The organism is Rubritalea squalenifaciens DSM 18772 (assembly GCF_900141815.1).
GTDB classification, from domain to species: Bacteria; Verrucomicrobiota; Verrucomicrobiia; order Verrucomicrobiales; family Akkermansiaceae; genus Rubritalea; species Rubritalea squalenifaciens.
On sequence record NZ_FQYR01000004.1, the window covers coordinates 313,071 to 327,917 of the forward strand.

Annotated in this window: 11 protein-coding genes; 6 read left to right on the top strand and 5 right to left on the bottom strand. The window is 52.2% G+C overall.

Annotation, left to right across the window (positions count from 1 at the left end):
* Window positions 1–24: 24 nt before the first annotated feature.
* The 3 genes from BUB27_RS11600 to BUB27_RS11610 all read left to right on the top strand — a co-directional run bounded on the left by BUB27_RS11600 (window position 25) and on the right by BUB27_RS11610 (window position 2,267).
* Window positions 25–576 carry a LemA family protein gene (locus BUB27_RS11600; protein ID WP_200797115.1) on the top strand — a complete coding sequence of 184 codons (552 nt, stop codon included), beginning with the start codon at window positions 25–27 and terminating at the stop codon, window positions 574–576.
* The gene (locus BUB27_RS11605; protein WP_143184016.1) at window positions 563–1,531 is read left to right on the top strand and encodes a DUF3137 domain-containing protein; all 969 of its coding nucleotides are present in this window, start codon (window positions 563–565) and stop codon (window positions 1,529–1,531) included. Before BUB27_RS11600 ends, BUB27_RS11605 begins: the two co-directional genes overlap by 14 nt.
* Before the next feature lie 73 nt (window positions 1,532–1,604).
* On the top strand, window positions 1,605–2,267 hold the full coding sequence (locus BUB27_RS11610; RefSeq protein WP_143184017.1) for a PEP-CTERM sorting domain-containing protein: 663 nt from the start codon (window positions 1,605–1,607) through the stop codon (window positions 2,265–2,267).
* A gap of 15 nt (window positions 2,268–2,282) precedes the next feature.
* On the opposite strand, the gene BUB27_RS11615 is transcribed toward BUB27_RS11610, so the two are convergent.
* On the bottom strand, window positions 2,283–2,714 hold the full coding sequence (locus BUB27_RS11615) for a hypothetical protein (RefSeq protein ID WP_143184018.1): 432 nt from the start codon (window positions 2,712–2,714) through the stop codon (window positions 2,283–2,285).
* Window positions 2,715–2,720: 6 nt separating this feature from the next.
* Entirely contained in the window at window positions 2,721–3,812 is a 1,092-nt protein-coding gene (gene rlmN, locus BUB27_RS11620; protein WP_143184019.1) for a dual-specificity RNA methyltransferase RlmN, read from the bottom strand.
* 122 nt (window positions 3,813–3,934) lie between these two features.
* On the opposite strand from rlmN, the gene BUB27_RS11625 reads away from it, so the two are divergent.
* The 3 genes from BUB27_RS11625 to BUB27_RS11635 all read left to right on the top strand — a co-directional run bounded on the left by BUB27_RS11625 (window position 3,935) and on the right by BUB27_RS11635 (window position 7,809).
* Window positions 3,935–5,476, top strand: a complete 1,542-nt coding sequence (locus BUB27_RS11625; RefSeq protein ID WP_143184020.1) for a hypothetical protein — start codon at window positions 3,935–3,937, stop codon at window positions 5,474–5,476.
* A 53-nt stretch (window positions 5,477–5,529) separates the two neighbouring features.
* Entirely contained in the window at window positions 5,530–7,095 is a 1,566-nt protein-coding gene (locus tag BUB27_RS11630; protein ID WP_143184021.1) for a S1 family peptidase, read from the top strand.
* A gap of 150 nt (window positions 7,096–7,245) precedes the next feature.
* Entirely contained in the window at window positions 7,246–7,809 is a 564-nt protein-coding gene (locus BUB27_RS11635) for a PEP-CTERM sorting domain-containing protein (protein WP_159434928.1), read from the top strand.
* Window positions 7,810–7,925: 116 nt separating this feature from the next.
* Here the strand turns inward: BUB27_RS11635 and BUB27_RS11640 are convergent, their stop codons facing one another.
* From BUB27_RS11640 to gltB, 3 genes are all read right to left on the bottom strand, one after another.
* The gene (locus tag BUB27_RS11640; protein WP_143184023.1) at window positions 7,926–8,903 is read right to left on the bottom strand and encodes a hypothetical protein; all 978 of its coding nucleotides are present in this window, start codon (window positions 8,901–8,903) and stop codon (window positions 7,926–7,928) included.
* A 127-nt stretch (window positions 8,904–9,030) separates the two neighbouring features.
* Window positions 9,031–10,032: a hypothetical protein gene (locus BUB27_RS11645; protein WP_143184024.1), complete on the bottom strand. Its 1,002-nt coding sequence runs from the start codon at window positions 10,030–10,032 to the stop codon at window positions 9,031–9,033.
* Window positions 10,033–10,174: 142 nt separating this feature from the next.
* The gene (gene gltB, locus BUB27_RS11650) at window positions 10,175–14,788 is read right to left on the bottom strand and encodes a glutamate synthase large subunit (protein ID WP_143184025.1); all 4,614 of its coding nucleotides are present in this window, start codon (window positions 14,786–14,788) and stop codon (window positions 10,175–10,177) included.
* Between the last annotated feature and the right edge of the window lie 59 nt (window positions 14,789–14,847).

A 14,847-nucleotide genomic window follows, 5' to 3' on the forward strand; every position in this document is an offset into this window, starting at 1 on the left:
GATCCAGAGAGATGAGGTATGAGAATGTGCGTGATTTTCTTCCTCGTCATCTTAGCTGCGCCCTTGCTGGTGCTGGTGATCATTTACAATGGCCACGTCAGCCGCCGCAATGCGGTGGAGTACGCCTTTAGCTCGATCGATGTCCAGCTGAAGAAGCGCTGGGATCTGGTGCCTCAGTTGGTAGAGACGGTAAAGGGCTATGCGAAGCATGAGAAAGAGACCTTGGAGCGGATCGTGAGAGCCAGGCAGCTGGCCAAGGTGGCCGAGCATCGCATGGGAGAGCGCTTCATGCACGAGAGTGAGATTTCCAGAGATTTGCCGAATCTGATCGGCTTGGCGGAGCAGTATCCTGATTTGAAAGCGGACAAACAGTTTCTCTGGCTACAGAGGAATTTGACTGAAATCGAGAGTCAGATTTCTGCAGCGCGACGTGCCTACAATGCTGCCGTGAATGCCTATAATGACGGGATACAAATGTTCCCAGGGAGTCTGGTGGCTGGAATGTTCCACTTTGAGCGTAAGGAGTACTTTGATAATGATGCGAGTGAGAGGGGGGTAAGAAATGTCCAGCTCTAGATCGGATGTCTTTAGCCGCGCCGTGGCGAATCTGAATCCCTTGCTTTCGGAGTTAGAGCGGATGCGGGTGCATGCGCTGGGGCAGCGTGCCAAGGGTACTAAGTACATGTGGATCTCGGTCCTCTGCTGCTTGCCTTTGCTTATCTTGGGGCCTTTTGGGCTGGTGCTCGGGGGGATTGTGACGGCGATAGCCTGTGCGGTCATCTACAGCAGGTATTTTGCGAGTTTTCGTAAAGACTATGAACAGACTTTCAAGTACCGGGTGTTGACCCAGCTGACCAAGGAGGTGCAGCCGGGGCTGGAATATAGGCCTGGTGAGGGCCTGCCCCAATATGTCTTTGAGGCAGCTGGGCTACACAGCGGGGATATCGATCGTTATCATACCGAAGATCTCTTTTGTGGAAAGATCGGGGACACAGACGTGTGGTTTGCAGAGGTGAAAGCGGAGGACAAGCGCACCCGTACAAACTCCAAAGGGAATACGGAAACCTATTGGGTGACGATCTTCGAAGGCATTTTGTTCATCGCGGATTTCCACAAGCATTTTGCCTCCGATGTGACCGTGATGCCAGATGTGGGCGAGAAGCATTTTGGCTGGCTGGGTAAGATGATGCAGAACATCGGGGGCAATGTAATTCGTCTGGAGAGCCCTGACTTTGAGCGGGAGTTCGTGGTGCGAGGTCGTGATCAGGTAGAAGCGCGCTATATCCTGACGCCCGACATGCAGGAGCGCATTTTGCAATTGAGATCGGTGCTGGGTGGCAGCCTATGTATGGCTTTCAGAAATTCGAAGTTGCATCTCAGCTTTGAGAATCACGGAAATTGGTTCGAGCCGGATTACTTCAGGCCCAGCGGGGATTTTAGCCAGCTGGCTCAGTTTGTGCGTGAGATGCAGTACTGCTGTGGCATCGTGGAGCAGATGAATCTGAACACCAGGATTTGGACTAAAGATTGAGATGGGTGGGTTTTAGATTGAAGTGCACAGAAATTTGCTCTTGAGTAGATGGCTACTACTCAATCACATCACTATGAAATCCCGCTTTATCCCTCTATGTTTGTCCGTTTCTTTTGGAGCGGTGTGCTCTCTTCAGGCTGCTTCCATTAGCTGGAGCTCGCTCTTGGCGGAGGATAACCCAATTGATGGACTCATTGATGAGGGTGAGGGTGCCATTTCTACGGCAGGTACTCTGGTAGTAGCGGAGAATCTCGGCGGGAATGCCATTACCTGGGATGGAGTAGATTTTGCCGCTGGGACGACGAGCTTTGGGAGTACCTATGCTGATTTCTACAATAATAGCGCAGCCAACCAGCTGTTTGATACGGGTACCTATTCTGGAAGCGCCGCTAATTTGAACCTGAGTGGTTTGGTGATTGATCAGACTTATCTGGTGGAATTGGTGTTGGCTGATGCACGAGCAGCCCAGGAGGGCCGTACAGTGGTGGTGGATGGCGAGGACCCGATCCAGTTTGCTTACAATGGGAATGATACTTTTTGGCCGGCTCGGATTATTCGTGGCACCTTTACCGCGGATGCGACCACGCAGCAAATTTCCATCCAGACCTTCAATGTTGGCGGATCTTCCGCAGGTTCCCAGCTCAATGCCTACCAGCTTCGTGCCATTCCTGAGCCTTCTTCCTTTGCCCTGATCGGGTTGGGTGGGCTCGGCTTTATCCTGCGCCGTAGGCGCTAGCTTTATCCTACTCGGTTAAGCTATGGCGCCGAGCAACGCGAGCAGCATGAGGAAGCCCCAGAGGCATGCCAGGATACAGATGTAGCCCCAGAATAGGCTTTGGTTCTTGAGCGCCTTAACGAGATCTTCTTCCTTTAATGATTTGGTGACTCTGGTGACAGATCTGGAGTAACGGAATGCAAAATAGGGTGCGAAGAAGCTGACGGTGGCGATCAGGAGAAGGATGGCGAATCCAGGCGCGTCATAGGGCATGGCTGTGAAGGCGGCCCAGAGCATCAGCCCCACAGCGATAAAGCCCGCAACCGAACAGATCATCGTGGTGATCTTGGTGGCGCCCAAGGCTTCGATCACGGCAAGGGGTACCTCCTTTTGCTCCAGCGATTGGTGGACTGGATCCGAGGACGGGGTGGCGTAAGGTGCGAGGGGGCTTTCGTTTTCCTCAGCCATGATTGCTTAGACGGATTTGATGATGCCTTCGGCAGTTTCCTGCTTGAGGCGGAGCTGGCCGCAGGCGGCATCGATATCGTGACCTTTCTCGATGCGTAAGGTGGTGACCACCCCGTGACTGCGCACGATATCGCGGAACTTGTAGCAATGCTCCTCCGCGGGGCGTTCCCAGTCGAGCCCCTCAACCTTGTTATAAGGGATAAGGTTGACCAGGCAGCCGAGAGCCTTGGCTCTCTTGGCAAGGATATGGGCCTCGTCGAGATTGTCATTGATGCCTTTGATCAGGATGTACTCAAAGGTGATGCGCTTCTTGCTGCGTTGTTTGTAGTATTGCAGGGCCTCGGTGAGTTCGGCGAGTTTCCACTTGGAGTTCACAGGCATGATCTTATCCCGTGTCTCATCTGTGGCACCATGCAGGGAAATAGCTAGGCGGATCTGCTGCGGGCGGTCCGCAAGCTTTTTGATCATAGGAGCCAGACCAGAGGTAGAAATGGTGATGTGGCGCGCGCCGATGTTCATGCCCCACTGGCCGGTGATGACGTCCAGAGCCTGGTTGAGGTTCTTGAAGTTGGCGAGAGGCTCTCCCATGCCCATGAAGACGATGTTATTGATGCGACGATCGGCCAGTTCCTCGATGGCCATTAGCTGACCGACGATTTCGTCCGCAGTGAGGTTACGGGTGAAACCGTCCAAGCCGGAGGCGCAGAACTTGCAGCCGTAGGCGCAGCCTACCTGCGAGGAGACACAGACGGTGTGGCGGTCTGACTTCTCGCCATAGAGAGCCGGTGAAGCGGGAATGAGGACGGTCTCGACATAGCGTCCGTCATGAAGCTTAAAGAGGAACTTGCGGGTAGTGTCCTCTGAGCCTTGGGTGCGGACATGTTCTACGGTGCGCAGACGGAATCTCTCCTTCAGCGTATCACGCAGAGCAGCAGGGAGATTCAACATTTCGTCGAATTCCATCGTGCGGTGCTTGTAGATCCACTCGATTACCTGCTTGGCTCGATACGGCTTTTCACCGAATTCTGCGAAGAGTTCGTTCAGGTCGTCTTGGGTCAGTCCGAGGATGCCCGGGAGAGGTTGTTGCTTAAGGCTCACGGTGTTGTGTGTTCGCCAGATTTAGCGATTTGTCCAGTAAATCCTGCGAGAATGTGCTGGGTTACAATCGCCGAGGGGATTCGTAATTGTCCTCCCAGATGGCTTATAATAGCTTAATTTTCATGTTCGTTAAGAAGCTCTGGGCAGGCGTGAAATGGGTGTTGAGAAAGGTCTTTAGTAAGCGGTTTCTTCTGACGGCGGCTTGTCTGCTTCTGCTGCTGGTGGCGACTGTGGTGATCACACATGTGGTATTCAATAAACAGGCGGAAGAGCGCTGGGTGGAGACGGAGAAGGCGTGGTCTGAGTATTTGGGTGAAGGAGACCGCGAGAAGCGATTCCCGGATGTGCAAGCGGAAGAGGATTTTCTCCTGCACCCTGCGGTTATTGCTCAATTAAAGCCTGACGAAGCAGGTTTGGCGACTATCTGGGATATGAAGTTTGAGGGCTTTGATTATCGCGATGACTATTTCCGTCCGAGATCAGAGGAAGATTGGAAGTATATGGTGGAGGGCCAGGAATTTTCTTCACGCAGGGAAGCGGCTCAATTTTTGCTGGATGCACTCAAGGAGAAGGAAGAACAGATCATGGGGATAGAGGAAGCCCTGGATACTCGGGTAAAGTTACGGGCTAACCGTGCTGATGAGATGGATGTGAGAGAAATAGTGGACATGAGAATGGCTTCCATGGCTCTGATGCCGCTCAGCAGATTTTACGAGAGTCGTGCTAGGCTACATATATATGTGGGCGATGGTGAAGCTGCTATTCAGGATATGCGGAGACATGCACAGGTGTCAGATTTACAGAGGCAGGAGGGTAATCTGGTTGCTTATCTTGTCACGGCCTCACTGGATGCGGGGTGGATGGATGTGTTAGAGATTGGCTTTGAGTCCCATGTCTGGGATTTGCAGCAGCTGAATAGGCTGGAGAAGCTTCTACCAGCGCGTGATTGGCACGCTTACTTCATCGAGTCGATCAAAGGTGAATACTACCATACCAAGGATATGATGGCTCTGGTTCGGGAGCACGGACAAAAGAAGCTACTGAAGATGGCTCATGAGTCATTTAAGGACACTCGGGATGAAGTGCTGGCGGCTGTGTTCGATCAAGAGGTAGTAGAAGAGGGGTATGGGCTTGAATATTTTATCGCAGATATGATGCTCCACTTGGTCCCTGAAAATTACTCAATGGATCAAACGAGTAAGGTGTACAGTCTCCTCTTGTCTCATTTCGAAAGTTTTCAGAATGATCGTTCCATTGTGGATTATCGTAATAGAGGTGCACAGCAATGGGCTTGGTATGATGATATGGCGGAATCATTGTATACAGCTTTGGCGAAGCAAGAGATGACTGCCTACAGAGCTCTCGCGATTCAGCAGATCGTGAAAGCTAGTTTAGCAGCAGAGAAATATTATCTGAATCATGGCAGGTATCCAGATGAGCTATCTCAACTCATACCTGAGTATCTGAATGCTGAACTTGGCGACCCTTTTTCTGATGATGTGATTCAGTATAGGATAGATGAAAAGGGAGCGCCCTTGTTATGGTCTGTGGGGCCGTCAGCGGTTGATCAAGGCTATGATCATATTCCCAGCCGTTTTGATGAAGATGAAAACTATATTTATTTCGGTTGGGGGGAGAAACTCAATGAGTCTACGGAGAGGTAGAATATTGATTGAATAGGCTTGATCAAAACCTTGGCCCAGCTTGGTATCCGGACATGCGTTTGCTTGCCCTCGTGTTTTCCGCTCTACTGATATTGCCTTCTCTCGCAAATCCGATCTTTTTGCGTAAGGGGGATGAGGTTAGTGAGTTGACTACGAAGTCGGGCAAGGTCCACAAGGATGTCCGGGTTTCGACGATTTCCGCAAAGGGGGTAACGGTCATTTCTAGTACAGGGGTCACGAGGATTCCACGGGCCGAGCTTCCTGGATACGAGCATATTTTCAGGAAATTTGATACAGCAGCGGGGGAGGCTGAGAGGGAGATCGCCTCTGAAGAGTCGATCAAGCAAGGAGAGGTCAGTCACCCAGATCTGGAGGCCTTGGTTGCGGAGGATTTGCCGCTGGAGTGGGCGCCAAAATCACTGAATGATATAGTGACGGTTTGCCTGAAAGTTGAGATCAGCAAAGGAGTTGATGAGTTTGGGAGAAAAGTCAAATGGGTGGGGTCGGCTTTTCTGTGCAATGAGCAGGGGGTGACCTATATCTACAGTAACCTGCACAATTTTTTCGGAGCCAAGGAATTTCGATTTGTCTATCAGGACGGCAGGGTGATTCCTGAAGCTCATTTGGGGAGAGTGGAGGTGGCGGACGGCAAGTATGGTCTGTTTGTGAAGTCCTATGGGTTACCGCATGGCTGGGGTGGTGATGTGGTCAGGATTCGGCTGAGAAAATTTTACCCTCAAGCCCTGCAACTGGATCGCACGTTATTGAGTACGAGATTTGTGGGTAAGGATATTGCCGTGGTTGGCAATCAGGGGGGAAGAGGTGCGATTACCAAGCTAACTGGCAAGCTCACGGCGGTAGAGAAACATGATATCATTATGCACAATGCGCGTACTGAGCCGGGAAATAGTGGTAGTCCGATTATCGATCTGGATAGTATGAAGGTGATTGGGATACTCACCTGGGGGATGCGCCTTCCTGATCCAGTGCGAAGAGTGTGGAGCAAGGTCGGGGAAGAGGAGCGTGAAGGGATTAATAGTGGAGCTTCCCTCTCGCGAATCACATTTTCCAGTTCCTCATTTGATAAGCTTTATGAAGAGCGTCTCTTGATCAACCGAATGAAAAGTAGTGTCAGGTTGTTAGGCTTGATGGATGCACTGGTGCCGAGCGCCGAGGGCTTGTTTGTGGATACCTCTGTTGAGGTCATGGGTGGGTTTACCATTGAGGATTTGTTAGCAGAGTCTCCCGATCATTACATTGTCAAACGTCTGCTGAAACTCGATAAAGAGATCCGGGAGGGGAACAGGGGAGTCCGGATAAGCAACATGGATCTACTCAAGCTCTATTCATCAGCTTATCGCGATTGCCTGGCGTATACTCAGCGCCAGACGCGTGCCATTAAAGATAGAATGTACACGCGTTCTTATTTCTTTGAGTGCAGCGTGAAGAATACCTTTATGCTAGAGATCAGCCGCGCCTATGAGAATGGTATTGCTCGGTCCATTCAGTGGTACAGGAAACAGGGAAGTTTGGGCAAAAAAGCGATACCTCTAAAGGAGAGAGTGAGGCTGCCTAGACTGGATTCGGGTCTCCAAGGCTTAGGGATTCAGAGGGAGTAGTTGTTTTGTAATGATAACAAATAGAGTTGATTATGTTTTTGACTCTTGCTGGGTGATTGTTGTATGTTGAAAGCTATGTCTACCCTGCACCCCCCTAGAAGCGTACGGCATGTTCTGTGTTTTTGTGGCGTATTGGCCACATCATCTCAGATGGCATGGTCGGCTTTGACATTGACGCTAGATGTTGAAAATTTGACCGCGACTTGGACTGGTTCTGCCGTTTTAGATATTAGGACACTTGATGGCGATGTTGCTAATATCTACATAGCTAGTTCTCAGCTTGATATACCTGTGACTGCAGGTTATATCGATAATGATCCCAGTAGTTTCGCCGTTGATGTGACTATTAACGGTATATCAAATGGAAGTATCTCTGAGGCTCCAAATTCTGAACGAATCTATGTTGATGACTCTCCTATGTTGATTGGAGTTAGAGTCGTTGATATTATTGATAATGATGGGCCTGGTAATCGTGATTCTCAGATCACAGTCACAGGTAATGGAGTTACTTATAGTATCAATTTTAATAATCTCAGTCAGGCTCAGATAGATTACTTAAAAACGGCCGATGGTTCGGAGCTTAGGTTTTTTCGTGCGGATAGCCCTGAGAATGATCTTGGTGAAGCAGGGACAGTGGTTATCATTCCTGAACCGAGTCAGTTGACAATGCTTGGTCTGGCTGGCGCAGGTCTACTAGTCCGGAGACGAAGATAGTATCATGGGGAAAGCCGTCAGGATGACTGACGTGCAATAAAAGCGTGCGTGGGTACAAAAAATCCCAGCCATTGGGATGGCTGGGATATGCATATACTAATGATGGTCAGCGTGAATCAGAGATTCGTCTTGGACTTGTCTGTTTCTTTGTCGAGGACACGGCCGGATTTCTTGTCTTTGAGAACGAGCTCATACTGCCCTTTGATCCAGGAATCCGTGGTGAAGGTGCGTCTCTCACCAGCCTTAATGCTGCCAAGCATAGATCCTCTAAAATAAAGGTTGGCATCTACATTGGCTACAACCTTCACGGAGAGAGTTTTTGTGTGGAACTCTGCGCCGTTATACTCAGGGTATCTTTTCTTGAACATCCGAGTCACTTTGACGGAAATGGAGCCACGAGGGATGATTTTCTTCTTTTTCGTGTCGTCCGAAGAGGGGCGTGAGTATGAGGAATCCTCTGATGGGGAGCTCTGAGGACGATTTGATTTGCTTGCCTCGATGGCGTGCACCTTGGCGTATTGGTTAGCAATACGCTTGGCCTCGAGTTTTTTTCTGCGGGCAGCGGCATCCGGGTCGTAGTGGCAGCGCTCCCGAATCTCTTCTGGGAGATTCGTGAAAGGAATGCGTTTCAGGCCGTGCTCGTACATGATACTTACACCGATGGCATCGGCACTCGTCACCTTGACGTCGTTGTACTCAGTTCCATCGTTGAGAACGAGTTTCTTGAGTTTGGTTCCCTTGTAGCTTTTGCAGGCGGCGGCGCGCTGGGCTTCCCGTTCAGCTTCTGCCTTCTCTTGAGCTTCAATCTCTGCGAGTTCTCTGAGACGTTCTTCTTCAGCCAGGCGCTCAGCTTCGGCTTGGGCCTTTGCTTCTTCCTCTCGGGCTTTTGCTTCTGCCGCACGTTCGGCGGCTAGTCTTTCTTGTTCAGCAGCATATTCCTTGTTCGCTTGCTCTCTGGCTAATCTTCGTCTTTCTCGGATAGCTTCTTTTTCTGCCAGTCTTGCCTTCTTTTTGGGGTCTTCCTCCATACATGAGGAATTGATCAAGATAGCAGGGAGGAGCAGGGTGATAGGTAAAAGTTTACGCAACGACATAGGTAATCAGCAAAGTAAGTTGCACTATTGCTAAAAGGGGGAGATGGAGAGGTCAATAAACTTTACATCTACTAAAGGGGAGAAGCATACCGGCTTTTAGGGGGGCGTGTGTGCTTTCTTATGGAGCCTATTCACCAGGAGAGTCTAACGATTGAGTTAGCGCCTTGGCTAGGATGTCCCCAGTCCTCCTGTCTCTGAGGGTTACTACAGAACCGCTTTTGTTGAAGATGGAGGTTTTGAGTGTACGCGTTTTGCCTGGGGTGACAGATCCAAGTATCCTTTTGTTATCCAGATAGACAACTGCTTCTACAGTGGACGTGGCGTAAATGATAAGCCGAGGCTTGGTGTATATGCGCATGTTCTGGCCATTGTTCAACACGATGTCTTGTTCTCCGCTAGTGATGTGCGCTGAAATGCTTCCTTTCTGGCTATTTTGAGTATGGGGTTTCTTGCGCAGCCTGGGTTTCTTGTCGGGGGACGAGGAGTTTGCTTCTCTCTTGGCCATAGCCTGTAGTTCTTCGATGGCCTCCATGGTAGCGTATTGGTTCTGGATGATTCTGGCTTCGAGTTGTTGTCGTCGGGTTGCAGCTTCCGGATCGTAGTGACATATTTTGCCAATCTCATCAGGGAGATTGGTGAACGGGATACGTTTGAGACCATGCTCGTACATGATGCTTACACCGATGGCATCTGCGCTGGTGACCTTGGCGTCCTTGTACTCAGTTCCGTCTTTAAGGGTGAGAGTTTCAAATGTGGTGCCTTTGTAATTTTGGCAAGCGGTTAGGCGCTTGGCCTCTTTCTCGGCTTCAGCTTGTTGCTTGGCGTCGATAGCGGCTTCAATGGCAGCGAGCTCTTTGATATGCTCTTCTTTGGAGATACGCTCTGCTTCACGTTGGGCCTTCTCGGCTTCAGCTTTAGCTTGTGCTTTCGCTTTGCGCTCAGCAATCTGAGTATACTTTCTCTCAATATATTCGTTGGTGCCTCTGCTCGTTTCGAGTCTGCGTTCCTCGCGAATGGCCTCTTTTTCTTCGAGTCTGGCTTTCTTTTCAGGGTCTTGCTCCATGCAGGAGTTTGTTAGCAAAGCTAGTGGAATGAGGGTGGGGATAATTAGGGTTCTAAGCAGAGACATGTTTGTGGGACGAAGTGAACAAGTTAATGGATAAATATTCCTGATAATTGGGTCAATGAACTTTGCTGCCGTTAATATGAGATGAAAAAATCCCCGCCAGCTAGCTGACGGGGATGTAAAAAACAAATTTTAGTAAGGAAGCTTAGGCCTTTGCTTTCGGTGTAGAGGCTGCCTCGTGCTCTGACTCGGCTAGCTCCAGCATGGCGCGTGTCTTAGGAATGACGCGTACGATCTTGTGTACGGTGTTCTCCCAGTCGGCCAGAAGTTCCTTGGCGCGTGAGGAGCCAGTCAGCTCGGCGTGCTCCTCGATGAGGGCCTTGCACTCGGCGATGTCCTCAGGGCGTTTGATTGGTAGTGGAGCTACCATCTCGGTATTGATGCGGGACTGGAAGCGGCCGTCTTCGTCATAGACGTAGGCGGTGCCGCCGGACATGCCAGCGCCAAAGTTTTTGCCAGTCTTGCCAAGGATCACGGTGAGGCCGTTGGTCATGTACTCGCAACCGTGGTCGCCGACGCCTTCGACAACCGCTTGTGCTCCTGAGTTACGTACGCAGAAGCGTTCACCAGCACGGCCGTTGACGAAGAGTTTACCGTGAGTGGCACCATAGAGACAGGTGTTACCGACGATGGAATTCTTCGCAGCCTCAAACTTGTGGTTCTCAACAGGACGGACGGTGATGCGGCCGCCAGCCATGCCCTTGCCTACGTAGTCATTGCCTTCACCTACGAGGTTGAGGTGGATGCCTCCTGCTAGGAATGTACCGAATGACTGACCTGCTGATCCGCTGATATTGAGTGTGATGGTGCCGCATGGTAGGCCGGTGTTGCCATAGACCTCGGCGATGCGCCCGGAGAGGCGAGTGCCGATGTTACGGTCTGTATTGACCACCTTGTAGTCCAGGCAGATAGGTGCGCGGTCCATCAGGGCGCTGAAATCATCAGTAGCGAGTTCCTTCTTGAGGTCTTCAAGGATCTGTAGGTCGAGGGCTGGCTTGTCCAAGCCGTCGTTGCGTTCCTGCGTGCAAATGCGGGAGATCTGGTCCACAGGGGTGCCTGAGATCTTGGAGAGCTCTGGAGTGACGTCCTTGAGCACAGGGCCGAGGTCAATCATGTTGGCTTTCGGGTGCTCAGGTACGTGACGCTGTTTAAGGAATCCGGGGTGACCGATGAGCTCGTCGAGCTTGCGTACACCGAGAGAGGCCATGATCTCACGAGCTTCCTGGGAAACTGCGTTGAAGAAGTTGATGACCTGCTCTGGGGTGCCCTTGAACTTGGCACGCCACTTCGGATCGGTAGTGGCTACGCCCACTGGGCAGTTGTTGAGGTGGCACTTACGGACGTATACACAGCCCATGGCGATCATCGCGATGGTGCCGAAGTTGTATTCCTCAGCACCGAGGATAGCTGCGGTGATGATGTCCTTACCTGTGCGGAGGCCGCCGTCTGTACGCAGGGTGACCTTGTTGCGGAGGCCGTTGAGTAGGAGTGTCTGCTGTGCCTCTGAGAGACCGAGTTCCCATGGGAGACCACAGTGCTTGGTGGAGGAAAGCGGGGAAGCGCCTGTACCTCCGTCGTGACCGGAGATCAGAATGACGTCTGCACTGGCCTTGGCAACACCTGCTGCCACTGTGCCAACACCGTTCTCGGCAACGAGCTTCACAGTTACGCGGGCCTTCGGATTGATTTCCTTCAGGTCGTGGATGAGCTGAGCCAGATCCTCGATGGAGTAGATGTCGTGGTGAGGTGGAGGTGAGATGAGCTGGACACCTGGTTGGGTGTTGCGCAGGCGGGCGATGATGCCGTTCACCTTGTGACCTGGCAGCTGGCCACCTTCGCCAGGCTTGGCGCCCTGGGCCATCTTGATTTCCAGTTCGTCCGCATTCACGAGGTAGTGAGCGGAGACACCGAAACGACCGGATGCAATCTGCTTGATGCGGGACTTCGCGAGGTCGCCGTTCGGGTATGGAGTGAAGCGCTTAGGATCTTCACCGCCTTCACCAGAGTCAGAGCGGCCGCCAATGCGGTTCATGGCGATGGCAAGCGTTTCGTGAGCTTCTGGGGAGAGAGCGCCGATGGACATCGCTGCTGTGGTGAAGCGGCGGCGGATGTCTTCGATTGGCTCAACTTCTTCGATCGGTACTGGGCCACTGGAAAGTGGCACGAAGTCGAAGAGGTCCTTGATGGTTACCGGAGTAGTTTCAAGGGAGGCTTTCACGTAGTCTTCGTAGTCCTCAGCTTTGCCAGTCTTTACGAAGGTGTGGAAATTCTTGATCACGTCTGTGGTGAGAGCGTGGCGCTCACCTTGTTTACGGTAGCGGTTGTAGCCTGGGTCACCGAGAGTGAGTGGCTCGCCTTCAGTGAGGTCGCTGTGACCAGCCTTGTGGCGGATGATGGATTCTTCCGCGATTTCTGCGAAACCAATACCACCAATGCGGGACTTGGTTGCAGTGAAGCAGGTATCGACAACATCGGAACCGATGCCGACAGCCTCGAAGATCTGAGCACCCTGGTAGGAGTTGAGTACGGAGATACCCATCTTGGACATGATCTTCAGTAGGCCTTTTTCGAGTGCCTTGCGGTAGTTGGCCATGCCAATCTCTGGAGTGACGCCTTCGAGCTTGCCTTTGGTATCGTTCGCGATGACCTGACGGACAGTCGCATAGCCAAGGTATGGGCAGACGGCGGTAGCACCAAAGCCGAACAAGCAGGCAATCTGATGGGTGTCACGGGCTTCTGCTGTTTCAATCACGAGAGAGGCGCGGAGACGCTTGCGTGCGCGGTTGAGATGGTGGTGTACGGCGCCTGTAATGAGAAGTGTTGGAATGGCGACTCGCTCTGGGGCTGAGGCGCGGTCGGAGAGGATCAGGATGGAAATGTCTTCCTCAATGGCTTCTTCTGCTTCCTTGCAGACGCGCTGGATAGCTTTGAGCATGCCATCGGCACCTTCAGAGAGGTTCCAGGTGGTATCGAGTTGGCGGGATGGGTAGCCATGCTCGCCCATTTGTTTGATCTTCTCCATTTCCTGTTCGAGCAGGATAGCGGACTCGAGTTCGAGGACCGCGGCGTGCTCTGGAGTTTCATCAAGCATGTTGCGTTCTGCTCCAAGGCCGGCAGCCAAGGACATGACGGCCCACTCACGGATCGGATCGATCGGTGGGTTGGTTACCTGTGCGAAGAGTTGCTTGAAGTATGTGTAGAGGAGACGCGGGTAGGTGGAGAGAACTGCCAGAGGGATATCATCACCCATGGAGAAGACGGCTTCTTGAGCTCCCTTGATCATAGGAGGAAATACCATGTCCAGGTCTTCCTCACTGATGCCGTTCATGATCTGAAGGCGTGTCAGAGTTGTCTCATCAAAATCTACAGCTGGGACTTGAGGGTCCGGGGAAATGTAGTCACGGAGGTTGAGTTGGTTCTCATCTACCCAGCGAGCGTAAGGAGCCTGCTTGGCGAGGGCTTCCTTGACTTCACGGTCATTCTTGAGCTCGCCAGTGGAGAGGTCGGCAAGAAGCATTTGGCCTGGTCCGAGGCGCCCCTTGCGGATGATGGTGGACTGATCGAGCTCGACCGCGCCGATTTCGGAGCCGATATAGAGTAGGCCGTCCTCAGTGAGGGCGTAGCGGGATGGGCGCAGGCCGTTACGGTCGAGAGAGGCGCAGACTTTGGTGCCATCTGTGTAGACGAGACCAGCTGGGCCGTCCCAAGGCTCTGCGAAGGAGCGGTGGTATGCGTAGAAACCGCGAAGCTCATCGGAGATGTCCGGGTCGTTACGGAAGGCCGGTGGCACGAGCATACACATGGAGTGCTCGATGGAGCGGCCGGAAAGGGTGAGTAGCTCGAGCGCATGGTCGAGAGACGCGGAGTCGGACTCGTTATCAGAAAGGAGATTTTTGACGAGGTTTACGTCGTCGCCCCAGACGTCTGATTCGAAGAATTCTTCACGGGAAGCCATCCAGTTCCGGTTACCGCGGACGGTGTTGATTTCACCGTTGTGGCACATCATGCGGAATGGCTGACCGAGTGGCCAAGCTGGGAAAGTGTTAGTGGAGAATCGCTGGTGGTAGAGAGCGATTGCTGTCTCAAAGTCGTCGTCCTGCATGTCCTTGTAGAAGGCGCGCAGGGTGGCTGGCATGGCAAGGCCTTTGTAGGAGATCAGGCGGCCAGAGAAGGAAGGCATGTAGAAGTTATCAATATCCTTGGTGCCGTGCTCGACAGCGCGGCGGCAGAGGTAGAGCTGGCGCTCAAACTGAAGTGAATCCCAGCCTGATGGCTTGGCCATGAGGAGGTGAAGGATGTGGGGCTGGGTCTTTTGGGCGAGTTCACCGAGTTCCTCAGGAACAACGGGGACTTCACGCCAGCCGATGATTGCAATACCGCGGTCGCTAACTGTCTTTTCCGCGAGGCTCTTGATCTGGGTCTCAGCATCGGCATTGCCACGTGGCATGAAGAATACGCCAACGGCGATGTCTTCAGCTGCTACGCTTGAATTACCAAGAGCTGCGGCTTCGCGAGCAAAAAGTTTGCGAGGGATTTGGGAGAGGATACCGGAACCGTCACCAGTCTTCATGTCTGCGTCCACGGCACCACGGTGTGTCATGTTACAGACGGACTCTACCGCTAGATCCAATATTTTCTTCGACGCTTTGCCGTGGATCTGGACGATGGCGCCCATGCCACAGTTGTCGCGTTCGTTGGAAAATGAGTGGAGTGATCCGGTGGTATCCGGTGTGTATTGAGAGTCGTATGGTGACTTCATGTTTTGATATTTAGAAGGTTACGGTTTGAAAATTTCTAAAATGTCTTGCGGTCCCGCTA

Bases quoted from the DNA above. Each gene is read 5' to 3' on its own strand.
- BUB27_RS11600 (WP_200797115.1), top strand. From the start codon at position 25: ATGTGCGTGATTTTCTTCCTCGTCATCTTAGCTGCGCCCTTGCTGGTG.
- BUB27_RS11605 (WP_143184016.1), top strand. From the start codon at position 563: ATGTCCAGCTCTAGATCGGATGTCTTTAGCCGCGCCGTGGCGAATCTG.
- BUB27_RS11610 (WP_143184017.1), top strand. From the start codon at position 1,605: ATGAAATCCCGCTTTATCCCTCTATGTTTGTCCGTTTCTTTTGGAGCG.
- BUB27_RS11615 (WP_143184018.1), bottom strand. From the start codon at position 2,714: ATGGCTGAGGAAAACGAAAGCCCCCTCGCACCTTACGCCACCCCGTCC.
- BUB27_RS11625 (WP_143184020.1), top strand. From the start codon at position 3,935: ATGTTCGTTAAGAAGCTCTGGGCAGGCGTGAAATGGGTGTTGAGAAAG.
- BUB27_RS11630 (WP_143184021.1), top strand. From the start codon at position 5,530: ATGCGTTTGCTTGCCCTCGTGTTTTCCGCTCTACTGATATTGCCTTCT.
- BUB27_RS11635 (WP_159434928.1), top strand. From the start codon at position 7,246: ATGGCATGGTCGGCTTTGACATTGACGCTAGATGTTGAAAATTTGACC.
- BUB27_RS11640 (WP_143184023.1), bottom strand. From the start codon at position 8,903: ATGTCGTTGCGTAAACTTTTACCTATCACCCTGCTCCTCCCTGCTATC.
- BUB27_RS11645 (WP_143184024.1), bottom strand. From the start codon at position 10,032: ATGTCTCTGCTTAGAACCCTAATTATCCCCACCCTCATTCCACTAGCT.
- gltB (WP_143184025.1), bottom strand. From the start codon at position 14,788: ATGAAGTCACCATACGACTCTCAATACACACCGGATACCACCGGATCA.